Origin of the sequence: Gottfriedia acidiceleris (assembly GCF_002128425.1) — a bacterium.
Lineage (GTDB): Bacteria > Bacillota > Bacilli > Bacillales > Bacillaceae_G > Gottfriedia > Gottfriedia acidiceleris.
This window is the reverse complement of sequence record NZ_NESS01000013.1, coordinates 16,007-41,600: the sequence shown is the minus strand read 5'-3', so window position 1 is coordinate 41,600 and position 25,594 is coordinate 16,007. Positions and strand designations below refer to the sequence as shown.

At 33.1% G+C, this 25,594-nt stretch carries 24 protein-coding genes and 1 riboswitch; of the genes, 20 read left to right on the top strand and 4 right to left on the bottom strand.

Annotation, left to right across the window (positions count from 1 at the left end; translation table 11 throughout):
- The first annotated feature begins 34 nt into the window (after window positions 1-34).
- From B6K90_RS18710 to B6K90_RS18695, 4 genes are all read left to right on the top strand, one after another.
- On the top strand, window positions 35-1,162 hold the full coding sequence (locus tag B6K90_RS18710) for an MBL fold metallo-hydrolase (RefSeq protein WP_088014287.1): 1,128 nt from the start codon (window positions 35-37) through the stop codon (window positions 1,160-1,162).
- 20 nt (window positions 1,163-1,182) lie between these two features.
- Window positions 1,183-1,410, top strand: a complete 228-nt coding sequence (locus B6K90_RS18705) for a sulfurtransferase TusA family protein (protein WP_088014286.1) — start codon at window positions 1,183-1,185, stop codon at window positions 1,408-1,410.
- Between the two features lie 39 nt (window positions 1,411-1,449).
- Window positions 1,450-2,241 (top strand): sulfite exporter TauE/SafE family protein, encoded by a 792-nt coding sequence (locus B6K90_RS18700; RefSeq protein ID WP_088014285.1) that lies wholly within the window; start codon window positions 1,450-1,452, stop codon window positions 2,239-2,241.
- A 171-nt stretch (window positions 2,242-2,412) separates the two neighbouring features.
- Window positions 2,413-2,688: a colicin immunity domain-containing protein gene (locus tag B6K90_RS18695; protein WP_088014284.1), complete on the top strand. Its 276-nt coding sequence runs from the start codon at window positions 2,413-2,415 to the stop codon at window positions 2,686-2,688.
- A 104-nt stretch (window positions 2,689-2,792) separates the two neighbouring features.
- Here the strand turns inward: B6K90_RS18695 and B6K90_RS18690 are convergent, their stop codons facing one another.
- On the bottom strand, window positions 2,793-4,493 hold the full coding sequence (locus tag B6K90_RS18690) for a M4 family metallopeptidase (RefSeq protein WP_088014283.1): 1,701 nt from the start codon (window positions 4,491-4,493) through the stop codon (window positions 2,793-2,795).
- Between the two features lie 248 nt (window positions 4,494-4,741).
- Here B6K90_RS18690 and B6K90_RS18685 point away from each other — a divergent pair, with 248 nt between their 5' ends.
- From B6K90_RS18685 to B6K90_RS18635, 11 genes are all read left to right on the top strand, one after another.
- Window positions 4,742-5,287 carry a DUF4047 domain-containing protein gene (locus B6K90_RS18685; RefSeq protein WP_167555428.1) on the top strand — a complete coding sequence of 182 codons (546 nt, stop codon included), beginning with the start codon at window positions 4,742-4,744 and terminating at the stop codon, window positions 5,285-5,287.
- A 97-nt stretch (window positions 5,288-5,384) separates the two neighbouring features.
- Window positions 5,385-5,927, top strand: a complete 543-nt coding sequence (gene sipW / locus B6K90_RS18680; protein ID WP_088014281.1) for a signal peptidase I SipW — start codon at window positions 5,385-5,387, stop codon at window positions 5,925-5,927.
- Between the two features lie 84 nt (window positions 5,928-6,011).
- The gene (locus B6K90_RS18675; protein ID WP_088014280.1) at window positions 6,012-6,623 is read left to right on the top strand and encodes a TasA family protein; all 612 of its coding nucleotides are present in this window, start codon (window positions 6,012-6,014) and stop codon (window positions 6,621-6,623) included.
- Between the two features lie 321 nt (window positions 6,624-6,944).
- Entirely contained in the window at window positions 6,945-8,189 is a 1,245-nt protein-coding gene (locus tag B6K90_RS18670) for a helix-turn-helix domain-containing protein (RefSeq protein ID WP_088014279.1), read from the top strand.
- Window positions 8,190-8,466: 277 nt separating this feature from the next.
- The gene (locus tag B6K90_RS18665) at window positions 8,467-8,640 is read left to right on the top strand and encodes a hypothetical protein (protein ID WP_025671792.1); all 174 of its coding nucleotides are present in this window, start codon (window positions 8,467-8,469) and stop codon (window positions 8,638-8,640) included.
- A gap of 444 nt (window positions 8,641-9,084) precedes the next feature.
- Window positions 9,085-9,435 (top strand): ASCH domain-containing protein, encoded by a 351-nt coding sequence (locus tag B6K90_RS18660; protein ID WP_088014278.1) that lies wholly within the window; start codon window positions 9,085-9,087, stop codon window positions 9,433-9,435.
- A 5-nt stretch (window positions 9,436-9,440) separates the two neighbouring features.
- Window positions 9,441-9,875, top strand: coding sequence for a hypothetical protein (locus tag B6K90_RS18655; RefSeq protein ID WP_088014277.1), 435 nt, complete (start codon window positions 9,441-9,443; stop codon window positions 9,873-9,875).
- Window positions 9,876-10,170: 295 nt separating this feature from the next.
- Window positions 10,171-10,288: riboswitch (SAM riboswitch) on the top strand.
- Window positions 10,289-10,463: 175 nt separating this feature from the next.
- The gene (locus tag B6K90_RS18650) at window positions 10,464-11,480 is read left to right on the top strand and encodes a methionine ABC transporter ATP-binding protein (RefSeq protein WP_088014276.1); all 1,017 of its coding nucleotides are present in this window, start codon (window positions 10,464-10,466) and stop codon (window positions 11,478-11,480) included.
- The gene (locus tag B6K90_RS18645) at window positions 11,470-12,138 is read left to right on the top strand and encodes a methionine ABC transporter permease (RefSeq protein ID WP_088014275.1); all 669 of its coding nucleotides are present in this window, start codon (window positions 11,470-11,472) and stop codon (window positions 12,136-12,138) included. Before B6K90_RS18650 ends, B6K90_RS18645 begins: the two co-directional genes overlap by 11 nt.
- Complete coding sequence (locus B6K90_RS18640) at window positions 12,135-12,983, top strand: MetQ/NlpA family ABC transporter substrate-binding protein (protein WP_088014274.1); 849 nt, start codon at window positions 12,135-12,137, stop codon at window positions 12,981-12,983. Before B6K90_RS18645 ends, B6K90_RS18640 begins: the two co-directional genes overlap by 4 nt.
- Window positions 12,984-13,023: 40 nt before the next feature.
- On the top strand, window positions 13,024-14,214 hold the full coding sequence (locus tag B6K90_RS18635; RefSeq protein WP_088014273.1) for a M20 family metallopeptidase: 1,191 nt from the start codon (window positions 13,024-13,026) through the stop codon (window positions 14,212-14,214).
- 157 nt (window positions 14,215-14,371) lie between these two features.
- On the opposite strand, the gene iadA is transcribed toward B6K90_RS18635, so the two are convergent.
- Both iadA and B6K90_RS18625 read right to left on the bottom strand, forming a co-directional pair.
- A complete protein-coding gene (gene iadA, locus B6K90_RS18630) occupies window positions 14,372-15,544 on the bottom strand; it encodes a beta-aspartyl-peptidase (protein ID WP_088014272.1) in 1,173 nt (390 codons plus the stop codon).
- Between the two features lie 41 nt (window positions 15,545-15,585).
- Window positions 15,586-17,007 carry a YfcC family protein gene (locus tag B6K90_RS18625; RefSeq protein WP_088014271.1) on the bottom strand — a complete coding sequence of 474 codons (1,422 nt, stop codon included), beginning with the start codon at window positions 17,005-17,007 and terminating at the stop codon, window positions 15,586-15,588.
- A gap of 290 nt (window positions 17,008-17,297) precedes the next feature.
- On the opposite strand from B6K90_RS18625, the gene B6K90_RS18620 reads away from it, so the two are divergent.
- The 3 genes from B6K90_RS18620 (at window position 17,298) to B6K90_RS18610 (ending at window position 20,925) form a co-directional block, all read left to right on the top strand.
- On the top strand, window positions 17,298-19,346 hold the full coding sequence (locus B6K90_RS18620; RefSeq protein WP_088014355.1) for a sigma-54 interaction domain-containing protein: 2,049 nt from the start codon (window positions 17,298-17,300) through the stop codon (window positions 19,344-19,346).
- A 203-nt stretch (window positions 19,347-19,549) separates the two neighbouring features.
- On the top strand, window positions 19,550-19,939 hold the full coding sequence (locus tag B6K90_RS18615) for a YidH family protein (protein ID WP_088014270.1): 390 nt from the start codon (window positions 19,550-19,552) through the stop codon (window positions 19,937-19,939).
- 119 nt (window positions 19,940-20,058) lie between these two features.
- Complete coding sequence (locus tag B6K90_RS18610) at window positions 20,059-20,925, top strand: alpha/beta fold hydrolase (RefSeq protein ID WP_088014269.1); 867 nt, start codon at window positions 20,059-20,061, stop codon at window positions 20,923-20,925.
- Window positions 20,926-21,004: 79 nt separating this feature from the next.
- Here B6K90_RS18610 and B6K90_RS18605 read toward each other — a convergent pair whose 3' ends face one another.
- Window positions 21,005-22,357, bottom strand: coding sequence for an Nramp family divalent metal transporter (locus tag B6K90_RS18605; RefSeq protein WP_088014268.1), 1,353 nt, complete (start codon window positions 22,355-22,357; stop codon window positions 21,005-21,007).
- 332 nt (window positions 22,358-22,689) lie between these two features.
- Here B6K90_RS18605 and B6K90_RS18600 point away from each other — a divergent pair, with 332 nt between their 5' ends.
- Entirely contained in the window at window positions 22,690-23,250 is a 561-nt protein-coding gene (locus B6K90_RS18600) for a DEAD/DEAH box helicase family protein (RefSeq protein WP_088014267.1), read from the top strand.
- Between the two features lie 241 nt (window positions 23,251-23,491).
- A complete protein-coding gene (locus tag B6K90_RS18595; protein ID WP_088014266.1) occupies window positions 23,492-25,555 on the top strand; it encodes a BglG family transcription antiterminator in 2,064 nt (687 codons plus the stop codon).
- Window positions 25,556-25,594 lie beyond the last annotated feature (39 nt).

Genomic DNA, 25,594 nt, shown 5'->3' with positions numbered 1-25,594 from the left:
TTTTTGAAAAAAATATACTATTGGGGGTATAAAAATGGCAGTCAAATCAATGTCTGCAAAAGAGATTACAAAAAAAATATTTGATAAAGAAGAGCTATTTATATTAGATGTTCGAAATACTGATGATTATAACGATTGGAAAATAGCAGGTTCAAATTTTGACTATTTAAATATACCTTATTTTGTTTTACTTGATGGGGTTGAAGATATTTTAGATAAGATTCCTACAAGTACAGAAGTTTTAGTTGTGTGTGCTAAAGAAGGATCTTCCATTATGATTGCAGAGATGCTTTCAGACGAGGGATTAGATGTAGCTTACTTTAAAGGCGGAATGAAAGAGTGGAGTGAACATCTAGAACCAGTAAAAATTGCTGATTTGAAAAATGGTGGAGAGCTTTATCAATTTGTCAGAATCGGTAAAGGATGTTTATCATACATGATTATCTCAAATGATGAGGCTGCTATTATTGATTCGACTCGAATGACGGATTTCTATATTGATTTTGCAAATACGAAGAGCGCAAAAATTACACATGTATTTGATACTCACCTTCATGCAGACCATATTTCTGGTGGAAGAAAAATTGCTGAGGCAACTGGTGCAACATACTGGTTACCTCCAATGGATGCAACTGAGGTTACTTATAAGTTTAGTCCATTAGAAGATGGAAATAAAGTAATCATTGGTGAGACAGCAATCAGCATTAAGGCTTTGTACTCACCTGGTCATACGATCGGATCGACTTCATTTGTTATTGATGAAAAGTTTTTACTTTCTGGAGATATTTTATTTATCGATTCAATTGGAAGACCTGATCTAGCTGGAATGGCAGAGGATTGGGTAGGGGACTTACGAGAAACCCTTTACAATAAATACAGAAATTTATCGCTTGAATTAATCGTGCTCCCATCACATTTTATGATGATTAGTGAATTGAACGAAAACGGTAGTATTCATAAAAAACTTGGATATTTATTTGATCAGAATCATGGATTGAATATTGAGAGTGAAAGTGAATTTAGAAAATTAGTAACTGAGAACTTACCACCACAACCAAACTCATATCAAGAAATCCGTGAAGTAAATATGGGGAAAATTAATTTAAATGAAGAAAAGCAGAGAGAAATGGAAATTGGTCCAAATCGCTGTGCAGTAAGATAATGAATTAGGAGGAAATTTAAATGGAAGCTACAAAATTATTAGATGCAAAAGGCTTAGCTTGTCCAATTCCAATTGTAAAAACAAGAAAAGCAATTGCAGAGATTGAAGCAGGCGAAGTACTAGAAATTCATGTCACTGATAAAGGTGCTAAAAATGACCTTGCAGCTTGGGCTAAATCGGGTGGACACGAATTATTAAATTATACAGAAGAAGACAATGTTTTAAAATTTTGGATTAAAAAAGGTTAAGCTAATAGATTCATAGTTTCAAATATAGGGGGACGTAATGTGGAATGGACCTTAATTTTAGTACTTTTCTTAGTTGGTTTTCTTGGGTCCTTTATTTCAGGTATGGTAGGAATAGGTGGAGCGATTATAAATTATCCAATGCTATTATTTATTCCTCCATTATTAGGATTTGCAGCCTTCACTCCACATCAAGTTTCAGGTATAAGTGCTATCCAAGTAGTATTTGCGACTTTAGGTGGAGTATTAAGCTATCGTAAAAGTGGCTATTTAAACAAAAAAGTAATATTAAGTATGGGAATAAGCGTCTTAATCGGAAGTTTTCTTGGTGGATTCGGTTCAAATCTACTTTCAGAACATGGAATTAATCTTGTTTACGGTATTTTAGCAATGATTGCGGTCGTTTTAATGTTTATTCCTAGAAAAGAGATCGAGATGTCAACAGATAGTCAGATTTCAATTAATATATGGCTTGCGGCAGGCTTGGCGTTTTTCGTAGGAACTAGTGCAGGGATTGTTGGAGCTGGAGGGGCATTTCTATTAGTACCAATTATGTTAACAATCTTAAAAATACCAACTCGTGTAACAATCGCTTCATCATTAGCCATTACATTTATCTCTTCAATAGGCGTAACAATCGGGAAAATCTCTACAGGTCAAGTTGAAATTTTGCCTTCTATTATAGTTGTAATTGCGAGTTTAATCGCTTCACCACTAGGTGCAAAAATAGGCAAAAAAACAAAAACTCAGGTTTTACGAGGAATTTTGGCTGTCTTAATTGGTTTTACCGCTTTAAAAATTTGGTTTACGATTATTAAATCATGGATTAGTTGAATAAGGTCTAACGGTAAAAACAGAAAAACTTTTATGGGAGTTTTTCTGTTTTTTTATTGGCTTTTTTATTTAGTTTGTTGCTCTTCTTATGGGCAGTTTACGAGAAACGGATTTTAGGTGAAAATAATTCAAAGCGATTTTATTAATTTATTTATTGAAAGGTAAGCGTAAATGATCGTATGTAAATATAAAAAAATTATAGAAGATTTTTTAAGCAGAAAAGCTTCTGCTGATGAATTCCAGACATCTTATTTCCAAATGTTTAAAGAGGCAAATAATAAAATTAATAAAAATATATTTAAAATATTAAATGATGTTTTTGAATCAGCAGATTGTTATTGGCATGAATGTCAGCCAGGTGAAGAAACGTCATTTGAAATTTCAGAAGGGCAATTAAGAAAAGAAGTCGCAGAGGCATTAAAAAAATTGAATGAAATCGGTACATGATTAGTTGTTTTATTGATCTAAACTAGCTAATAGTTAAGTAAATTTAATTACATAATTTATTTGTAAAAAACCATGAACAAAATTTTGTTCATGGTTTCTTTAATTTAGTATACTCCAACAGAAGTATATGCATCCATAACAGCTTGTGTTTCAGCTGAAGGAGCACCATTTTTATCTGGATACAAATCACGAGCAGCTTGAATCGCAGCTTCTCTCATTTCCTTAAATCCAGAAGATGAAGTCAAGTAAAGAGTTAACGCACGGTAGTAGACTTTTTCTGCTTTTAATTTACCCATTCCTTTTATTGTAATACCATTATTTGTACCACCTTGAGTCAATAAGTAAGCAGCTTTATTATTAATACCACTATTTATGTGTACGCCTCCATTATCATCAGTACCTAAATAACGACCTTGATATGTATCAGGATAGTGACCTGACGGCATATAGCTAGTAGTTTTTGCAGCTGGATTGCTCATTGAACGAAGCCCACCGTCACCAGGTATGTTAGGTGTCGTGATGTCTTCCCCAAGTTCCCATTCAGTTACACCTGTAGCTGTTATTTGAGCAAAATTACCTAAAACATCCGCTAAAGATTCATTAATTGCTCCAGATTCACCCTTGTAAATTAAATCGGCAGTGTGTTCAACGACACCGTGAGTCATTTCATGACCAGCCACATCTAGGCCACCAGCTAGTGAGCTGAATTTAATACCATCTCCATCACCATAAACCATTTGTCTTCCATTCCAAGCAGCGTTATTCCATTTTACACCAACATGAACTGTGTTAACTAATGTCATCCCGTTATTATCTAAACTATTACGTTTATGAACTGATTGATAGTATCTGTTTACTTTATCTGAGTTGTATATTGCAGATACTGCAGCAGGATCAGTGAAAGTATTAGTCGGGCTTTTTGTTGAGATTTCGTAACCTGTGAATCCAAAGATACCACCAAGTTGGAAAGCAAATTCCTCCATACGACGAGCTGAGTAAGTAGCGATTGGCACAACTGTAGAAGAGTAAGTTGAACCGCCATATAAATAGGTAGTCCCGGTTGAAAGATCCTTACCAGCATTGAATGACTGCATTGTTCCATGTAAATCTAACCCTCTAGCAGTTACTGGAGAAAGAGAAGTCGGGTCAATTTCATCTAGTGCATCGTACTGATCAATTACTTCTCCACTAATTGCATCCACAAAATAGTGGAAGTATCCAGGTGCCGGAACTGAAGTAGATGCTTTTACTAGATAGACTAAATGATATTTACCTTTAAATGGATAGATTGTTAATTGAGAGTCAATTCCGTCATAATTTTTCACTATACCAATTTTTGATTCAACGTCTTCTTTGGCAATCTCTATTGCATCCTCTTTTGAAATAGATGCCTCAGTTGGAATTAGTGATCTCGATAGATTTTGAGTAACTTTGCCGATAGAAGCGTAAACATTATTATTTGCATCTAAAGCAACAGTTTGTCCAGATCCATAAATTGGAATTCCTTTGTACTGCTCAACTGTGCGTACATGATAAGTACCAGTTGAAGAATCTGTTTGTTCGCTCACAATTTTAAATTGCTCTCCAATATTAACTAATTTTGTGAGCTGGTTTTCTACTTTTGAATTAAGGTAGTTCTTTACAACCTCATTCTTATTTACTACATCAGTAACAGTTGCTGCGCTTGCGGATCTAACTCCAAAAGTCGTTACAGTTGGTAATACTCCACCTAACACAACTGATAAAGATAACACTGCAGGAATAGCAATCTGTTTATTCCTTTTCTTCAAATTTTTCTTTTTCACTTAACCCACCTCTTATTTAGAATGTTGAAACAATTTCCATTATTAAAAATATTTAAACTAAAATCAATTCTTTTTTCACAATTTCATTTGTGGATAATTTCCATGCAATTCTTTAATATTTCTTTCAAATTCGACAAATAATGATAAAATTCATGGTGATTTTTCGATGGAATTATCCCAATTTTAATTTTTTGAAAGTTCTGTATAATAAAAATCAATTAAGGCATTTCACAAAGAGGGGAGAACGAATGAGGAACTCAATTCAAAAAATTATTTTATTTCCGAGTCTAATTTGTATTTCTTTTTATGCGGGAGTTCAAATTGTAGGTGTAACAGAAGCATCATTTTCTAGTCAATTTTCACCATCTCCTGTGACTATTTCAACAGCTATCGTTTTTCCATCAAGTATTAAGGAATTAGAAAATCGCGCAAAGAATATTGCAGATACGATCAATAAAAATTATAAATCAATTATTTCACAATCTTCAGTTGTCTCATTGCAGGAGCTACATGAGAAGCTTGCCGGAATTAAAGAGAACGAACTGGAGATAAGACTTCAATTAGAAGCTTTACAAAATATTAAAAAGGAATTATCTACAAGTTATCAACAAATAAAAAGTCAAAAGGGAGCAGACGTACAGACATACACTTACGTAAGTGAAGGTTATCAAAACGTACTTAACATTGTAAAAGAAGTGCAATCTGAAGTTGATTTTCAAAAAATAGAAGCTGTTCGATCTTCAGTTTCTTTACAGATTAATAAACTAGAAGAAACGACTAAGGGAAATAAATAGTTAGGCATATTTTCTTTATGAAAAACTGATTCTATTAGCGTTTAGATCGGTAGTTAAGCTATAAATATAAAATAAGTCGAGCAGGTGTTAAAAAATTATGAAGAAACTAGTAAGCTTTTTAAGCAATACAATTAAACTAATTTTTTTAATAATCGTATGTATTATGGCGTTTATCGTTCTTTCTTCTAAGATCACTGGCCAAGAGCCTACTATTAGAGGGTATCAGGTGAAAGCAGTATTATCGGGGTCAATGGAGCCTATCTTTCAAACGGGTTCAATCATACAAATAAAACTAAAAACAAACAATTCCACTTATCAAAAGAATGACATTATTACTTTTCATACAAAAGATAGGTTGGTAACTCATAGAATTATCGAAGTTAAAAAAGAAAATGGAGAAATTACTTATAGAACAAAGGGGGATCATAACAATGGCCCAGATTTATGGGTAATCTCACAAGGAGATGTTATAGGAAAATACACCGGTTTTACGATTCCATATTTAGGCTACGTAATGAACTATGCGAATTCAAAAATTGGATCATCTCTTTTACTGATCATACCAGGTATATTACTAATTATTTCGTCCTTATATTCAATTATTAGTGCAAAAAAAGAGTTAGAGATTGTGCAAGGTTAATAGGTTTGGTTAGATCTCCTATGTATAAAACAGCGAATACATATGAGTTTAATATATTTTATTTTACCTAAGGGGGAAGTTAGAATGAGTTTTACGAAGAAAGTAAGTCAAGGAGTAATGAGTGCTGCATTAGGTTTATCTTTAATTGGAGGAGGGACATTTGCTTATTTTAGTGATTCAGTTGAAACGCAGAATACGTTTGCTGCTGGTACTTTAGATTTAGGTATTAACCCTAGCACGGTAGTAAATATTAGTAACATTAAACCAGGTGATGAGGTTTATCGCGAATTTACTCTTGAGAACAACGGTTCATTAGACATTAGTAAAGTATTATTAAATACTAAATATACTGTTGAAGATACCAACTCAAATAATAATGGTGACGATCTTGCGAAACATATTAAAGTTACAATCATGTACAATACAAGTAGTGCGACTAGCCCGATTATTGAAACAACACTATATGATTTACAAAATCAGCAACCTGATGTAACTCAAATAGATACATTGACTGCTCCTAAACCGGATGGCATTATTGCAGGAGATAAAGAAAAAATCTTTGTATTATTTGAATTTGTCGATAATGGACAAGATCAAAATCATTTTCAAGGGGACAGCTTAAAAGTAAATTGGACATTTAATGCTCAACAAGGTGGTTCAACATATTATGACGATACAGATGAAAACAATAACTAAAATAATATCATTTAAGAAGTATTTATGAAATCCTAACTATTATTCTATCGTTTAAAGTTATATTAAAAAAATAGTAAAACACTTCCATTAGTGTGCTGATTACAAGCAGTTACTTTTTGGAAGTGTTTTTTATTTTAGTCGATAGAAAATCTTATTTCACAAAAAAAATTAAGAACAGTTTTGATAGCTGGATGAACGTCTTATTTTTAAAAATTAAATGTCTGGTTTTATCATTTTCAAATATTAAAATTTAAATTAAAATAATATTAATAATAAATGAAAATTCAGTAAATTAATAGAAAGACATAAGGGAGAAGTTTAATGATAGAGGGTAAAATTATAAGATTTTATCGGCAAAAAGCGGGTTTAACACTAGAGCAATTAGGAAAGGGGATTTGTACATTAGCATATTTAAGTAAAATCGAACTCGGTCAAACGATTTATTCTTCAGAGATTGTTGAATTACTATCGAATCGGCTGAACATAGATATTTATAACGAAATCAATCTATTTAAAAGCACAGAGAATTTACTTCATCGATGGCAAAAGGCCATCACTATGCAAAATATGAAGGATGTTGAAAATCTAAAAAAAGAATTGAAAAAAAATCCATTTTTAGAAACAACTGAGTTCGCTCCATTATATCAATTATTAATGGCAAGATATTATATTTTAAAGAAAGAATTTAAAAAATCATATATAATTTTGCAAAGGGTTGAAAAGGAATTTCCAGCTCTTCCAATTTATGAAGAAAACTTAAAATTTCATGTATGGGGGATATATTATGCCTCAGTCTATGATACGTCAAATTCAAAAGATAAAAATTTAGCCTTAAACATCTTGAAGCAAATTAATACAGATCACTATAACAATCCCGAGTATTTTTTCAATTTGGCGGAAGCATATCACTTAGTTCAAAATAGAACAATGGCATATGTATATGCTGAAAAAGCGTTAGCACATTTCAAGGAAACGAATAACTTTGTCATGATTCTTGAAGCTGAGGCTTTAATGATTGCTCAAATTCAGAACGATCAGCATGTCAATTCCGAGGAGATTGTGGAATCTTATTTTAGTCTGATCCACTTAAGCGATTTGCTGAATGCCACAGATAAAAAGATTAGTCTTCTCGGTAACCTGTCTAACTTTTTCTTTACTAGAAAAAATTACAGCCAAGCGCAGGAAATAATGAAAGAGATATTGGATATAGTTGATAAGAAATCAATACAATACCTTAGACAACTTCGTAATTATTTAGTGATTTGTATAGAAGGCAAACTAATGAAGAAAGCAGAATTATTAAAAATAGCACTACAAGGTTTTTCAACGGCGAAAAAATTGGACAATCTTTTACACCAAAAAGATTTTAAAATACTAATGTATCGTCTTGAAGATGATATAGAAAAATACTTCAAATACATAGAGGAAGATGCTCTTCCATATTTTCAGTCGATGAATTTTACATTGTGGACTAACAAATACGCTAAGGAACTATACGACCACTACAAAGAAACTGAGCAATATGAAAAAATAGCTGAAATTTCAAATATTTTCGTAAAGCTATGATGATAATATTCAATTAAATTCTTAACAGAAAATGTTGTAGCTTAATTACTGTGTTTATAAAGAAACGTAAACTTCGTAAAAATACGAGTCTATGTTTTTTTTTTTGCAAAAAGTATGGAATTATCCCAATTAATAATGAAAATAAAATTAAGTAAAATACAAATAAAGGATGAATTTGACTTGCGGTAGGTGAAATATACATAGTAGAAGCTCAAATGTTAATAATAGAAATATGGTGAATTATCACCAGATACTTCGATGTGGAGGGAAACTTATTATGAATATTCGTGAAGGTTTAATTCCAACGGTTTTAGGTTCCGCTGTTACTGCTACTGGTTATGCTCTCAAGCAAAAACGTGGTACAAACAAAATGATTGCTAATACTGTTTTTGGCTTTGGTTTAGCCCATATTGTCTTAGGGGCGATTGACTTAGTTGAACATCGAAGCTAGGAAAAGAGGGAGTGTTCTAAAAACACTCTCTCTTTACTTTCAAATGTAGAAGAATTAAACGAGTTAATTGTTACTCTCCTGAGACTAGAGAAGTCTTTATAAAATGTTAGTAACTAGTACGTAACAAAATTCAAAAACTATCGTTAGTTCAGGATGTTATCAGCTTTTGTTTTGCAATTTTTTAAAGAATGCTAGTCCAAAATTGAGCTCTCAAATATTCTAAAACTATAGTACTAAAGTTTAAGTATAATCCCATCATTTTTACGGCGTCTGTTACCTCCCTAATCAGGTCTGTCATCATTACAACGATTTACTGCAAGGTAATTTAAAATTTAATAACCTAAAAAAATAAAATTTGCTAATTATGTATTAATTTAATTAAAATAGAACTATCGTCTTTTTTTAAAGCCTTTACATTAAAAATTGAAATGGAGAATGGATTATATGACTAATCAGAATGAAACTAACGCTTTACCGCCAAAAACATGTACGATTGAACGCCTTATTACGCTTCAAGAGGATATCGAAAAAGTATTGTCAGGGCAAAAAACGGCTACTCGCCGCAATGGGAGATACGCAGATGTTGGGGAAGTGATGACCCTTCAAAATCGCCAGTATGTTGTTGAACGAGTTTATTCGCAAGCTTTAGGTGAATTGACAGATGAAAATGCTAAGCAGGAAGGCTATACGACAGTAGAAGAATATAAGCAATCGATCCTGTCAATCCACCCTGGAATGCCTTGGTTGCCAAAAATGAGGGTATGGGTTCATGAGTTTCGTCTCATCCAAGATTAATATTTATGCTGTATAGATTGCTTCTTTATATACATATTGCTAGTGTAATTTTATCCATTGGCCCTTTTTTTGTATTGATTCCGATACTTAAAAAGCTGCGTACTTCGGAGTCCACGATCCAGCAGAGCTATCTGGATGTTTTCCGTTCTGCAGTGAGATTGGCTAAACATGCCGGGCATGTACTGGTTGCTTCAGGAGTCTTGTTAGTACTAGCAGGCTCTTGGTCATGGAAGACATCTTGGATTGTGATGACTATTCTTCTTTTGGTGAGTTCATTATTTTTTCTTGCTAGAGCCTTTTCACCGACCATTCGGAAGTTCAGCGAACCAGGCCAAGACAAGGGAAGATTGATTTACTTACTTCGTCGTTCAATCTGGATTTACATCGCTCTTTTAATGGTTATGCTTTGGTTTATGGTAGTAAAGCCTACATTATGGTAAGAACAATTCAATTAAGCAGACAGGTTGTCTTTTATCGAAGAGACTTGTCTGCTTTTTTGTTTATCTCCTGAATGAAATACTTATACAAACGCAAAAAAATAAGTATTTCTACCTATTTCAAATAGTATATTAAATAGGTTTTTTTGATTTGAATATGAAGGACCTATTACCTTTATCAAACATTGTGAGGGAAAGTAATTTTATTTTTTTTAAAAAAAATTCAAAATAATTCTTGACGTATTATAAAAAGAGGGATAACATAAACTCAATAATTCAAAAACTTAATAAATTCTATTACTTATCCAGAGAGGTGGAGGGACTGGCCCTGCGATACCTCGGCAACGGGTTTGTTATTTCGTAACAAATACCGTGCTAATTCCTGCAAATCGTTCAAGCGATTTGAAAGATAAGAAGTAAAGTGGCTTATATATTTTAACCCCTCTTCTTATCTGTGTTGTTGGATAAGAAGGGGGGTTTTTTGATGGGTTCCCATAGGAGAAAAAAGGAGAAATATAGTTATAAAACCAAGTTTTCAAATATGTTTACTAAGTTATGTTGATTAGAATAAATTGCATTGGAGGAAGGAATTTGATTGAGATTAAAAATGTCTCCAAGGTTTATCCTGGAAGACCACCAATTAAAGCTCTAAATAATATTAATATGAAAATTGAGAAAGGGGAGATCTATGGAATCATTGGCTTTTCAGGGGCAGGAAAAAGTACACTGATTCGTTGTTTAAATAGACTTGAAGAACCAACAGAAGGATCAGTTTTGATTGATGGTTTGAACCTGATGACATTAAATGATGAAGAGTTGCGTAAGACACGTAGAAAAATTGGTGTCGTATTCCAACACTTTAATCTACTTTCAGCCAAAACGGTATTTGATAATATAGCAATGCCGCTTTACCTTGAAGGAAAAAAGAAGCGGGATGTTCAGGATAAGGTTATGGAATTAATCGATTTTGTTGGACTTTCAGGGAAACAGGATGTATTTCCGGGACATTTATCGGGGGGACAAAAGCAAAGAGTGGGAATAGCAAGGGCACTAGTAACAGACCCAGATCTTCTGCTATGCGATGAAGCAACATCTGCATTAGACCCTGAAACAACAAAGAATGTTTTGGAGCTTTTAAGAAAAGTAAATAAATCTTATAATCTTACAATTTTCCTTATTACTCACGAAATGAGTGTGATTCGAGATTTATGTGATAAAGTGGCTGTCATTGATAATGGAGAAATTGTAGAAGAAGGAAACGTTTATGACGTGTTTACGAATCCACAAAAAAGTATTACACGGAATTTCGTTAATACTGTATTACAAAATGAGGTACCGTCTAAGTTATCGAAATCATTATCAAAAGGGAAATATTATCAATTAGTCTTCCTAGGTGATAAAGCTGGTAATCCATTATTATCAGAGGTTCTTAAAAAATTCGATATTCATTTAAACATTCTTTATGGATCAATTACAGAGCTACAAGAAAGACCTTATGGGAATTTACTTGTAGCACTAGAAGGAACAAAAGAGGAAAGTGAAAGAGCTATTAAATTTATTTCCGAAAAAGGGATAGATGTAAGGGAGGTAGAGTTAAGTGGAGCTTAATTGGGAATTCTTTTGGCCTCAGTTTCTACAGGCAACTCAAGATACATTTCTAACTGTACTGGGGTCATTCATTTTTGGCACAATCATAGGATTGCCTTTAGGGATTACTCTTGTTGTAACAAGGCCAGGTCATATTATGGAAAACAAACCATTATTTACGTTGTTAAATACGATTATTAATATAGTACGATCCGTACCATTTATTATTTTGCTAGTTGCCATTATTCCGTTTACTAGATTACTAACGGGGACGTCCATTGGCGTAGTTGCAGCAATTGTTCCTTTATCGATCTTTGTAGGGCCTTATTTAGCGAGATTGATTGAAAACTCAATGCTAGAAGTGGATAAGGGAGTGCTGGAAACAGCCTATTCAATGGGTGCGACAAAGTTTCAAATTATCGTGAAGTTTATTTTGCCTGAGGCGATCCCATCATTAATTCTTTCATTTACAACAGCAACGATTGGATTGATTGGATCGACTGCAGCAGCTGGTGCAGTTGGTGCTGGTGGTTTAGGTGACTTAGCTATTACATATGGTTATCAGCGCTTTGAAACCTTGGTTATTATCATTACAGTTGTATTACTAGTAGTTATTGTTCAAATCATACAAAGTTTAGGAAATACTTGGTCAAGATATGTAAGGAGGAAAAGAGGATGAAAAAGTTTTTTACTATTTTTGCAGCATTATTATTAACGGTTTCTGTATTATCAGCATGTGGTTCTAAAGAGTCAGCAGGTAACGGAAAAGAGAGAACGATTAAGATTGGTATTAACGGTGATGACTATGAACTTTGGAATATTGTCCAAAAACAAGTAAAAAATGACGGTATTAAATTGAAGATCATTTCATTTTCAGATTATGTTCAGCCTAACACAGCACTTAATGACGGTAGCCTTGATTTAAATTCTTTTCAAACGATTACCTATATGAACCAATTTAAGGGCGATCATAATTTAGATATTTCTGCGATTGGCTCGACGGTGATTGCGCCAATGGGGATTTATTCACATAAATTTAAAAAACTAAGTGAAATTCCAGATGGAGCAACTATTACTATACCAAATGATGTTACGAACGCAGGCCGTGCACTTAAACTATTACAATCTTCAAAGTTAATTAGTTTAGTAGATAATTTTGATCCTAAAGGAAGTATTGAACAAATTAAAGAAAATCCTAAGCATCTAAAAATTAAACCTATTGCTGCTGGGCAAACAGCTAGATCATTGGATGATGTTGCAGCAGCTATCATTAATAATGGATTCGCTGTGCAAGCGGGCTTAGACCCTGCAAAGGATCCGCTTTATAAAGAAGATCCAAATGATAAAGCTGCTATGCCTTATATTAATGTTATTGCATCCCGCACGAAGAATAAAAATGACAAGGACTTTGCAAAGATTGTGAAGGCTTACCAATCAAAAGAAGTTCATGATTACATTATTAAACGTGACAAAGGCGCAACGGTTCCGGTAGTCACTTCGATTGATAAAATTAAAAATCTATAAAGTTAGTTCATGCTTATTTAATAGAAGGGAGATCGTTTATATGACAGTCCAAATTGAAACGCAAAGAGAATATATTGTGAAAAGTATTGAGGAATCGAAGGATATCTATCTTGAAATTAGTCACCAAATTCATGAAAAACCTGAAATTGGCAATCAAGAATTTTTTGCATCAGAAACACTTACTAAAATTTTAGCAAAAGCTGGTTTCGATGTAACACGTAATATTGCGGGACATGAAACAGGCTTTGTAGCAAGGAAAACATCATCTAAGCAAGGCCCAACCATCGCATTTTTAGCAGAATACGATGCACTACCTGGTCTTGGTCATGCATGCGGACATAATATTATCGGGACAACGAGTGTGGCTGCAGGCATCGCTCTTGCTGAAGTCATTTCTGAGACCGGAGGAGAAGTTGTTATATTTGGAACACCTGCAGAAGAGGGTGGACCAAACGGAAGTGCAAAAGGTAGTTTCGTTAAAAATGGATTACTAGAAGGTGTTGATGCAGCTCTTATGCTCCATCCAAGTGGTAAAACAGGTTTGTCGAGTCCAACTCTGGCTGTAGATCCATTAGACTTCCATTTCTATGGAAGAGCAGCTCATGCTGCTGGGTCACCAGAACATGGAATTAATGCCTTAGATGCAGTAATCCAGTTATTCAATGGAATTAATGCCCTTCGTCAGCAACTTTCTAGTGATGTTCGCATCCACGGAATTATCACTCATGGAGGCGATGCACCAAATATTATTCCAGAGTACGCTTCAGCGAGATTTTTCATCCGTGCTAGTACATGGAAGAGTACGGAGGAAGTATCTACTAAGATTCGTAATATTGCCGAGGGAGCAGCACTTGCAACTGGTAGTACTGTGAAAATTGAAAGATTCCAAAATGAAGTACATGATTTTATTATCAATCGTTCTCTTGATGAGATTGTAGGAGAAGAACTAAGCTTATTGGGTGAAGAAGTGAATGGTAAAAGCGGTGGGCTTGGATCTACTGATGCTGGTAATGTAAGCCATGTTGTTCCGACTTCTCATGCATATATTAAAATTGGACCTGATAATTTAATTGCTCATACGAATGAATTCCGTGAAGCTGCTGGATCCCTACAAGGTGATCATGCTCTAGTAACGGGTGCAAAAGCATTGGCTCTAACAGGCTATCGATTAATTACCGATAAAAATCTTTTAGAAAAGGTTCAAACTGAATTTCAGCAAACAGAAAAATAGTTAGCTTGAACGGTCAGAAAGAAGGATATACTCCGTCTTTCTGCCGTTTTTACTTTTGTTTATACTTCGTAGGTTTATATAATCATGAAAAACCAGAAAAACTTTGAAGAGGAGTCTTTCTGGTTTTTGTCATTAAGTAAAAATTAAAGAATTTCTTTCACTCGAATGTTCCTTTTACGATCGGAATTCCTTTTTCTACCATTATATTGCCATTTGCAAAAACTGTTTCAATTTCCAAATTATCTTGTTGTAATAATACGAGATCTGCATCTTTACCTACTTGTAAACAACCTTTTTGAGGCAGCTTTAGTACTTGTGCAGGATTGGATGTGATAACTTGAATAGCTGTTTCTAATGGAATAGCTTCCTTTAATACTGCATCTTTTACTTCTTGGAAAAGAGACTCCATCTTTCCGACTTGAAGTCCGACAAACCCACCATTCTTATCAAAAAAAGGAAGACTTGCCTGTGCATCGGATGAAAAGGTAATGTTTCCAATAGGTACACCATGCTCGAGCATCATTCGCAACCCTTTGCTACATTTGACTTCACCTTCCTCTAAAAACTGAGGGATTGTACTCGTTGTAAAATCTACATATCCACCTTTTAGAGCGTATTGAATTCCTGCATTAAATAACTCTTCATTACGATTAATATGTGTAGGATGGAAATGACGAATTGGAATATTTGTTTTATCAATTATTTCATGTAATAGAGAAAGTTTTTCTAAACCATCACCCACATGAATTTCCAATACGCCAGCCTTACCGGACAAAATACCGCCATTTCGTGCGGCAGTTGCGATTTTCACCAATTCTTCAAATGTAGGTTCTGAAGAACGATGGTCTGAAATAGCGATCTCACCGACACCAATTATTTTATCTATTAATATAATGTCATCTTCAATTTTAGTCGTTAATGTTTTTACGGGGACATGATAAGAACCCGTATGAATATAACATGTAATTCCTTCCTCTTCTAAACCTCTTGCCTTTGCAAGAAGACTTTCCATTCTTCTTGTTGTCCCATCTGTACCTAGTAAACCAACTAAAGTAGTGACACCAGCAGTAGTTGCGGAGGTTAACATTAGTTCTGGTGTGCGAGTTTTGAATCCACCTTCTCCTCCACCACCAATAATATGAACATGTGAATCAATAAAGCCTGGTACTACGATATTGTTGGTAGCATCTATTATCTTGCAATGGTAGGAGTCAGGAGGTAATGGAATAAGGTCCGCAATTAAAATAATTTTTCCACCCGCAATTAGTATGTCCTTGCGACCAATCGAATGTGGTGTGTATACTTGACCGTTTTTTATTAAAGTTAACAACTTGTTTTCCTCCTAATATAGTAAGTAATTATAATTGATTTCTAAAATGGGCCGTAATGAATAAAGTGAGCGACAAGTACTGCTAATAAACCAATACAATATTGAACCAATACTAGCGGGAAAATCCATTTAGCCCATTTTGTCCAAGGGATCCCTGCAATTGCCAACCCTGCCATTAATGTACCTGCTGTTGGGAAAATAATGTTTCCAACTCCATCTGCAAATGAGAAAGATAATACAGCTGTTTGACGTGTAATGTCTAATAAGTCAGCTAAAGGTGCCATAATCGGCATTGTTAACATTGCATGTCCACTCCCAGAGGCTAATATAAAATGAATAGCAGCTTGGAAGTTATACATTCCAATAACACTTAAGGAAGAAGGAATATGCTTAATTGCTTCTGAAACTTCATGAAGCATTGGATCAACGATATGACCTTGATTTAAAACTACTACAATAGCACGTGAAACGCCGATAATGAGCGCGCCGTTTATTAATGAAGCAGAACCTTGAGTAAATGATTTAACGATATGATCAATAGATAATTTTCCAATTATTCCAATTGCAACAGTTAGAAGAATAAACAACGAAGCAATTTCTGTAATATACCATTGATACTTTATTACGCCAAAAGCTAGTACGATATAGTTGATAAGAAAAGTTATAAAAATTAGTTTATGTCTTGAAGTGAGCTTTTCTTTAGATGTTAAAATCACATTTGTTTGCTCCGATGAGTACTTTCCGTAAATGCCTATGGAAGGATTTTTCAAAACTTTCATTGCATAACGATAAACGAATATAACTGAAACAAGATATACAATCACAAATAATATTAGTCGAAATCCTATTCCTGAAAATGTAGGTAGTTCAGCTATCCCTTGTGCAATTCCAACTGTAAAAGGATTCATTATAGCTGTTGTAAAACCCGAAGAAGCACCAACTAATACAATTGCCGTTCCCGTAATTGTGTCAAAACCTAACGCGAGTGCTAGTGGAATTAATAATGGAATATAGGCTAATGTTTCTTCAGCCATCCCCATTAAAGAACCTCCCATTGCAAAGAAAAACATCATAATCGGGATTAACAGCTTTTCACGAGAAGCTAACTTTTTAGCCATTGTCGAAATTAATACTTCAACTGTTCCGGTCGCATTTAATACTCCAAAAAATCCGCCAATAATTAAGATAAAAAAGATGATATTTGCGGCTTCTACCATACCTAAATGAATTGCTTTTGTCATTTCAAAAAAACTAACTGGTGTAGCCTTAATCCATTTAAAAGAATTTGGGTCCACTGTAGTATGTCCAGCCTGATTAATTCGTGCATATTCACCTGAAGGTAAAAAATGAGTAAGGACAGTCGCGACTACTAAAATGATAAGTAATAATGCAAAAACATTGGTTGTTCTTTCTTTTTTAGCTGTAGTTTTAGGCATAATTTCCTGTGATTGTAGTTGATTCATCTATTTTCTCCTTTTATTAAAATAGAATTAGTTAATAAATTCCTTCTTTTAAGTACTAAACTTTTAATAAGAAAATATGAAACTAGTAAAGCGACCCCTTTCCTCCTTGATAAAACCCAATTTATTAATGACGACTTCATTCTCATATTAAGCAAATAGTGTGCCAAATTTAAAAAGGCTACTATATAAGGTGATATAATTTATTATTGATTTTATTTGGGTGTTTTTGGTTCTTTTGGTGTTATAATATACCCAATTACTTAAGATAGGTTGGGTGTTGCACTGTGAAAATGTCTCTAACATTAATAACAGGAAGTGTAAAAACAAAGCAGGCATTGTATAGTCAACTTTCACATTTACTAGGAGACTATATATCAATAAAAAGTTTTTCAATTGAAGAAGGAATTGAGTTTGATCTAAAGGACGATATTATTCTATATTCATCAAATGAGGCGAAATTTGAGTCAGAAAAAATGGTTCATATGAATGCAAAGTATATATTGGTTGGAAAAAGAACACCTAATCATAATAACTTAGACAAGCTCTTAAGGATTAATAGAGAAACAAAAGTACTAGTAGTTAATGATGATTATAATTCAACAATTGAGCTGATTCAGTCTTTGTATCAATTGGGAATCGATCACTTGGACTATTTTCCTTACAAATTAGATCAAGTATATTATCCTGACATAAATATAGCTATTTCTCCGGGTGAAACTCATCTATGTCCACATCATATAAATGAAGTAATCGATATTGGCGTACGTCTTTTTGACATGACGACTATCTTGCAAATTGTTGAACACTGTCATCTTGATAAAACAATCGCTTCTTTAATTTCAGAGAAATACATCCGAAATATTATTGAATTGCAAAGAAAGCTCATATATGCGGAGCACGAAGCAAAAAAAGTAAATGAGCATATTCAAAATGTCGTTGATGCAGTTGATGATGGTATTTTAGCAATTGATAAATATTCTAAAATCACAGTGTTTAATGATCGGTTAGCAGCACTTTATCAAATATCAACTGAAAACGCAGTAGGACAGAAGATTGATCAAGTTATTTCGCAGCAAAAAATTAAAGAATTTATCATAAATGGTAAGGAAGAAAGTAAGTTCTTTACAATAAATAACGTTGATATTGTTATCTACCGATTTTTTATTAAAGAAGAGAGTAAAGTTGTAGCAACTTTTAAAAGTGTAAATCAAGCATTCGAAATCGAAAAAACGGCACAAAGAGAGTTTAGGAACCAGGGATTTTATGCTAGATATAATTTTGATGATATTATCGGTGAACATCAGTCGATTCTTAAATGTAAGACAATAGCGAAAAAGCTTGCACTTGCTGAACACCCCATCTTAATTCAAGGTGAAACAGGGACGGGAAAAGAGCTTTTTGCACATTCTATACATCAACACTCTTTTAGAAAGACTGGACCATTTTTGGCAGTAAATTGTAGTGCTTTTACGGAGAGTTTATTAGAGAGCGAATTGTTTGGTTATGAAGAAGGTACTTTCACAGGAGCTAAAAAGGGTGGGAAAAAAGGACTTTTTGAAATGGCAGATGGAGGTACGATTTTCTTAGATGAAATCGGAGATATTAGTTTAAATGTTCAGTCACATTTATTAAGGGTTCTACAGGAACAGGAAATTCGTAGAATAGGTGGAAGTAAAATTATTCCTATTAATGTTCGAGTGATAGCGGCTACTAATAAGAAAATTCATCAAAAAATTTTAGAAGGTTCATTTCGGTCTGATTTATTTTACCGACTTAATGTGTTAAGTCTGTTTATTCCCCCATTACGTTCACGAAGAACTGATATACCATTATTAACAAAACATTTTATTACGAAAAGTGGTAAGTGGGTTCCAATGGAGAATGATGTAATAGAAGACTTAATGCTACGTGATTGGCTAGGGAATGTTCGAGAATTAAAAGGCGTAATCGACTATATGCTGACAGTTTGTGATGGACATATTATTAGTAAAAATGATTTTCCAGACAATCTTATTTCAGATTTAAACCAATCAACTCATCTAGAAAATATGCATATGCCGACTAGTGTGCTTGATATGAAAGAACATCTTATTATTTTAGAAGCAATAAAACAGTGTAATGATTTAGGTAAGTCCGCAAGTCGAGAATTTATTTCAAATAGTAGTAAAGAATCTGGCATTTTTTTAACAACTCAACAAATTAGACTTCGTCTAGATCATTTGGAATCAGAAGGGTTTATAACAAAAGGTAGAGGTAGAGCAGGTACAAAGATAACGACAGAAGGTGTGGATTACTTACAGTTTCTTATGTCGAGATCAATAAAATCTGAACAAGTATAGGAAACAAAATGCCCTAAAAAGAAGTTACTTTTTAGGGCATTTCTAATTTACCGATTAAAGAAGATTCCTATTCCCAACTTTCATATAATCGTAAGCTGAACTTTACGTTAAATTAACTTAGAGAGTGTAAAGTAATTTAAAGACATAGGGTTTTGCCAGTTTATCACGGTATTGACGTCTTAAAAGTAGGGAGTAATTTAATAATGGAATCCTTAAATAAACAAAAAAAAATATCTGATGAAAGTGCTAAATATGCACAACAACATCTAGCAAATGAAAGAACCTATTTGGCATGGTTGCGAACTGCAATTTCGATCACTGGTGTAGGATTCGTAACAACCTCACTACATTTTACAATTAAGATTAGTAACGACCAGTTCATCAATACGTTAGCCATTTTTCTTGGTATTTACGCATGTGTTGTTGGTTTTTTTACAGGAGTATTGGCAACCATCCAATATAGTAAGAAGAGAAAAGAAATTCAAAATGGAATATTTGTACCTACAAATAATTCTATTATTCTTGTCTCCATTCTATTTTCAGTTTTAATATTCATGATTGTTATGTACCTGTCCTTACTATTATTCAAATAAATAAGAAGTGATTTCTTGATTTTGGCTTTCAAAACAGCAGCTATCTTTTCATCTCAATTTAATAGGGATATTTTTATAAAAATCGAATATTAGATAAGGTGGACATTAAACTGAATGGAGTGATTGAAATATTTTATCCTGAGTCTCGGTTTGAATCGATTAATGGAATGGAGCTTCATTTTACAGAGTGGGGCGAAAGAAAAAATCCAACAGTTGTGTGTTGGCATGGTTTAACTAGAAATGGTAGGGATTTTGATATTTTAGCGCGTCATTTAGCTAAGGATTATCATGTGATTTGCCCAGATACGATTGGACGTGGATTAAGTCAGTGGAGTTCGTCTCCTGAGCAGGATTACTGTTTTGAAAACTATGTAAATATTGCGGTTGGTTTATTAGATCGTTTAGAAATTGAAAAAGTTCGTTGGATAGGGACATCGATGGGTGGAGCAATTGGAATGCGACTTGCAGGTACACAAAAACATCTAAGTCGTATTTCTCATTTAGTATTAAATGATATTGGGGCAGGTGCTTCAGAAAACCAGCCTCAAGATATTGAAGGAATTAAGAGAATTATTAGTTATGTTGGTACACCACCTCAATTTAAAACATTTACTGAATTGAAGAATTACTATAAGCTAATTTATCATTCATTCGGCGTTTCGAGCGAGGAACAATGGAATGACTTTACGCAAAATTCTTGCCGTAGAAGAGATGAGGGGGGAATTGGTCCGGATTATGATCCTAAAATTGCATTACAATTTCAGCATACTGAAGATTTAACTTTGTGGAATTACTGGGAGGCTATTAGATCCAAGATTTTACTTATCCGAGGAGAAGTTTCAGACGTCTTGCCACTTGATGTAGCAATAAAAATGAAAGAAACTCAGAAGTTTCAAATGGAAACAATTCCAAAAGTTGGTCATGCACCTGCATTAAATACAAATGAGCAAATTTCAATCATTGAAAAATTTTTAAAAGAAGCTTAGGTAATAAAGATCTATAAGAGAAAAAAGATTGAACAAATGTCATTCAAACATCTGTTCAATCTTTTTTTGTTTCAATTTATTATTTAAAGAATGTTGCCCAAAGTAAATATGCATTTAATACTGCAATAACAGAAGCAATTGTCCAAGCTACTGATTTAAGCCAAGTTTTATTAACAAATTTACCCATTTTCTTAGCGTCACTAGTGAACATGACTAGTGGTATAACAGCGAATGATAACTGTAAAGATAAAATTACCTGGCTTAGTATTAATAAATCTGCAGTTCCTTTTGCTCCATAAAAATAAGTAACGATTAGAGCTGGTGTGACGGCAATTAAACGAGTAATTAATCTTCTTATCCAAGGTTTAAGCTTAATATTTAAAAAGCCTTCCATTACAATTTGCCCAGCTAGAGTACCTGTTAAAGTAGAATTTTGACCTGAAGCCAATAATGCCAATCCGAAAAATGTACTTGCTAAAGTCGTTCCTAGTAATGGAGTAAGAAGCTGGAATGCATCTTCAATCGATGCAACACTTGTATGACCTGATTTATAGAAAGTTGAAGCAGCTAATATTAAAATCGCTGCGTTTACAAACAATGCAATCATTAATGCGACTGTTGAGTCAATTGTCGCAAATTTAATTGCTTCTTTTTTACCAGCATCGGATACTTCAAATTTTCTAGTTTGAACGATTGAAGAGTGAAGATATAAATTATGAGGCATAACAGTTGCCCCTAAAATTCCTAAAGAAATATAAAGCATTTTTGGATCTGTAATAACTTGAGAACTTGGAATAAATCCACCAAATACAGCTTTTACATCAGGTTGAGACATGATTAGCTCAAAAATAAAGCTACCTGTGATTAAAATGATTAAAGAAATAACAAACGCTTCGATATATCTAAAACCTTTATTTTGTAAAAGTAAAACAAGTAATATATCTAAAGTTGTCAAACAAATTCCATAAAACAACGGTATACCAAATAATAGATTTAAAGCGATGGCTGACCCTATTAATTCAGCTAAGTCACATGCAGCAATTGCAGCTTCACAAAGTAACCAAAGTATAAATGATACAGGTTTACTAAAGTGGTCTCGACATGCTTGAGCTAAATCTCTACCAGTAACGATACCTAATTTAGCAGCTAATGCTTGTAATATGATGGCCATTAGATTAGAAATTAAAATAACTGATAATAAAGTGTAATTAAAAGCAGATCCACCTGCTATTGAAGTTGCCCAGTTACCAGGGTCCATATAGCCAACTGCAACTAAATAACCTGGTCCTGCAAATGCAAGAAATTTACGGAAATTACTTGCTTTCTTTGGAACAGATAATGAACGATGAACCTCTTGCAAACTAGGTTGTGTATGTTCCTGTCTCCAGCCGTCTTCGTTATATATGACTTTTTCTTGTGATTCTTGTGACATGTTTCCCACCACCTGTTTTATTGTACACATCAAATAGTTTTTCCCTAGGGAAAGTTTTTAAATTATATGCTGATTTTAACACAATAGTTCTTAAATGTAATAAAAAATTTTTGATAACTTTGTAAATTTTTAATAAACAGTTGGTATACGTAGAATAAATAGCTTTTCTTGGTTTCTGCTTTTTTTATATTTCTTATACAATTCGTTCAGATTGTTCTATATTTTTAAAGTATGATGAAGTTAATTATTTTCAAGTATGATATACTAGTCAAAAAATTCAGTTATAATTGTGGGTGCATATAAAAAAATTAAAATACTTGGGAGAGAAATCTATGAAGTTTGTATTAGTATTCGGGCCACAAGCTGTAGGAAAAATGACTGTAGGACATGAATTAGAAAAAATAACAGATTTAAAATTGTTTCATAATCACATGACAATCGATTTGGTTAGTAAGTTTTTTGATTATGGAACAAAAGAGGGTAGTCGATTAGTTAACTTATTTCGTAATGAAATTTTTGAAGAGGTGTCAAAAAGTAATTTATATGGCATTATTTTTACATATGTTTGGGCTCTCAATCTAAAATCTGATTGGGATTATGTTGAGAAAGTTTGTACCATTTTTGAGTCAAAAGGGGCAACAATCTATTTTGTTGAATTAGAAGCTGAACTGGACGTGCGACTTGTTCGAAATAAAACTCCACATAGATTAGAACATAAGCCAACAAAAAGAGATATTGAATGGTCTGAAAACAATTTAATGAAAACAATGGAAAAATATAGATTAAATTCATTAGAAGGAGAAATTCAGAAGGAAAATTATTTGAAAATAAATAACACAAATATGAGTGCAGAAGAGGTAGCAAAATTAATAAAAGAAAGATTTGTTTTGTAAGTAGTAAAGTTAATAGATTCCTTTTAACTTTTATTTTAATAATTTTTTCCCATTATCGTAGGAAAAGTAAGCAAATTACTTTTGTTATGATAATGGGTTTTTTCTATCGAAAAACTAATAGATTTATCCATTTTATTTTACTTCAGCACAACTTTGTAACTTTTAACTTACATATATTGTTCCCAATCTACAAACGGAATGTAAGCGATTTATAATATGATAAAAACAGGAGGTAAAGCCAATGATTATTGAGAAACGCCCCGCAATACTATTGAATCACTTACTTAATTTAAATCATACGACAATGAATCAAGTTATGAATTCTACGCAGTTAACAAGAAGGCAGGTTTCATATGATTTGGACAAAATTAATTACTGGTTAAAAGTTAAAGGATTGCCTCCCATTGAGTACAAAGGTATTCATTACATTAAAATGCCAGAGGATGTTATCGAATTTTTTAAGGAACAAAGAAACAAAGAATTAAAGAAAGATTTCATTTTTACAGAAGAAGAACGTCAAATAGTAATTTACTTATATTTAATTATCCGAAAGGAGTCTATCTCAACAGCTCATTTAACTCAACTATTGGGCGTTAGTAAAAATACAACGATCTCCGATGTGAAGAAGTTAAATGAAATAATCGGTACTCAATTAGTAAAAATTGAATATTCAAGACAAAATGGTTATCACTTAGAAGGTACAGAATTTGATAAGAGAGTATTACTTATGCAGTTCCTATCTCGGCTATTACAAATACCATATGGTGAAAAAATTATTCATTACATTTTAAAGGATCGAGATAAACGTTATGACTTCTTAATTATGCATAATGTTTTAATACAAATTGAAAGAGATTTCAATCTTCACTTTGTAGAGGAACGTTTAAAGCAATTTGTTTATTTTCTGATTTATTATTTTTACCGCCAGACAGAAAAAAAGTTTGTTTTATTTCATCCTGATGAAATTAAAATTTTAAAAGAAGATTCAATGTGGTTAGTAGCAGAAAAACTTAGTCAACTTCTTGAAATTAAAGGTAATGATCCAGAAATATGTTATCTTACCGTTCAATTATTAGGTTTATCTTTAGGGAGAAAGCAATTACAAGAAGATGATCGAGGCTTACTTTTTAAGTTATGTGAACAATTAGTGTTCGACTTTGAATCAAAGGCTTGTATTGCTTTTGAGAAAAAGAATGAAGTAATTAGTACATTGTATCAACATTTAAAGCCAGCTTATTTTCGTATGAAATATAGAATTCCTATTTTTAATCCTCTTCTTTCTCAAATAAAAGATGAGCATAAAGAACTTTTTACAATTGTAAAAGAATTACTTTCCCCAATTGGGACTCTATTAAGTATCACGATACCTGAAGAGGAAATTGGCTATATTACAATACACTTTGGTGCACTTTTAGAGAAGCCAAAAAAGGTTCTTCCGCAAAAGAAACGTGCAATCGTTGTTTGTCCAAGTGGAATTAGTTCCTCATTAATGGTCAAGCACCAACTTGAGGCACTGTTTTCTGAAATTATCGTAGAGAAAATATTATCAATACAAGAATTTAGAGAAGGAAACTTCAATGAATATGATCTGATCTTTTCTACTGTTGAATTAGAGACAAATATTCCATGTTTTAGAGTTAAACCAATTATGACTCCGAGTGAAAAAAATAGCATTGTCAATGAAGTTTACCAGTATTTATTTGGGATTCAATATTATGATCTTTCAATGAATGAACTAATTCAAACAATTGAAAAGTATGCGAATGTTTACGATGAAGTGGGTTTAAGAACTGCTTTAAGCCAAGTTACTTTTCATAAAAAAGTAGATATATCTAGGAGGAGACAACCCGTGTTACAAGATCTATTAAAAGAGGAAACAATTCAAATTATTGATCATCTTTCAAATTGGGAAGATGCTGTAAAAGTTGTGGCTGATCCATTGTTAAAGAATGGAGCTATTAATAGGTCATATGTTGATGCGATGCTTGAAAATATAAAAACGATGGGTCCGTATGTAGTAATAGGTCCAGAGGTTGCTATTCCCCATGCTCGTCCAGAAATGGGAGTAAACAAAGTAGGAATGAGCTTTTTAAAACTTAGCAAGCCAGTATTCTTTTTAAATGATGAAAAGTATCCCGTTCGACTATTGTTTTGCATTGCCGCAATTGACAATAAAACACATCTGAAAGCTCTCTCTCAGCTGACAAAGTTACTTAGTGAAAAAGAGAATATTGCACTTCTAAAGGAAACTGAATCTTCAGATGTATTAGTTGAATTATTTGAACAATATTCAGCAGTTAATTGATGTTTAAGTTTAATAGATTAGATGAATAGATGGAGGGAT

Bases quoted from the DNA above. Each gene is read 5' to 3' on its own strand.
- B6K90_RS18710 (WP_088014287.1), top strand. From the start codon at position 35: ATGGCAGTCAAATCAATGTCTGCAAAAGAGATTACAAAAAAAATATTT.
- B6K90_RS18705 (WP_088014286.1), top strand. From the start codon at position 1,183: ATGGAAGCTACAAAATTATTAGATGCAAAAGGCTTAGCTTGTCCAATT.
- B6K90_RS18695 (WP_088014284.1), top strand. From the start codon at position 2,413: ATGATCGTATGTAAATATAAAAAAATTATAGAAGATTTTTTAAGCAGA.
- B6K90_RS18685 (WP_167555428.1), top strand. From the start codon at position 4,742: ATGAGGAACTCAATTCAAAAAATTATTTTATTTCCGAGTCTAATTTGT.
- sipW (WP_088014281.1), top strand. From the start codon at position 5,385: ATGAAGAAACTAGTAAGCTTTTTAAGCAATACAATTAAACTAATTTTT.
- B6K90_RS18675 (WP_088014280.1), top strand. From the start codon at position 6,012: ATGAGTTTTACGAAGAAAGTAAGTCAAGGAGTAATGAGTGCTGCATTA.
- B6K90_RS18670 (WP_088014279.1), top strand. From the start codon at position 6,945: ATGATAGAGGGTAAAATTATAAGATTTTATCGGCAAAAAGCGGGTTTA.
- B6K90_RS18665 (WP_025671792.1), top strand. From the start codon at position 8,467: ATGAATATTCGTGAAGGTTTAATTCCAACGGTTTTAGGTTCCGCTGTT.
- B6K90_RS18660 (WP_088014278.1), top strand. From the start codon at position 9,085: ATGACTAATCAGAATGAAACTAACGCTTTACCGCCAAAAACATGTACG.
- B6K90_RS18655 (WP_088014277.1), top strand. From the start codon at position 9,441: ATGCTGTATAGATTGCTTCTTTATATACATATTGCTAGTGTAATTTTA.
- B6K90_RS18640 (WP_088014274.1), top strand. From the start codon at position 12,135: ATGAAAAAGTTTTTTACTATTTTTGCAGCATTATTATTAACGGTTTCT.
- B6K90_RS18635 (WP_088014273.1), top strand. From the start codon at position 13,024: ATGACAGTCCAAATTGAAACGCAAAGAGAATATATTGTGAAAAGTATT.
- B6K90_RS18625 (WP_088014271.1), bottom strand. From the start codon at position 17,007: ATGAATCAACTACAATCACAGGAAATTATGCCTAAAACTACAGCTAAA.
- B6K90_RS18620 (WP_088014355.1), top strand. From the start codon at position 17,298: ATGTCTCTAACATTAATAACAGGAAGTGTAAAAACAAAGCAGGCATTG.
- B6K90_RS18615 (WP_088014270.1), top strand. From the start codon at position 19,550: ATGGAATCCTTAAATAAACAAAAAAAAATATCTGATGAAAGTGCTAAA.
- B6K90_RS18605 (WP_088014268.1), bottom strand. From the start codon at position 22,357: ATGTCACAAGAATCACAAGAAAAAGTCATATATAACGAAGACGGCTGG.
- B6K90_RS18600 (WP_088014267.1), top strand. From the start codon at position 22,690: ATGAAGTTTGTATTAGTATTCGGGCCACAAGCTGTAGGAAAAATGACT.
- B6K90_RS18595 (WP_088014266.1), top strand. From the start codon at position 23,492: ATGATTATTGAGAAACGCCCCGCAATACTATTGAATCACTTACTTAAT.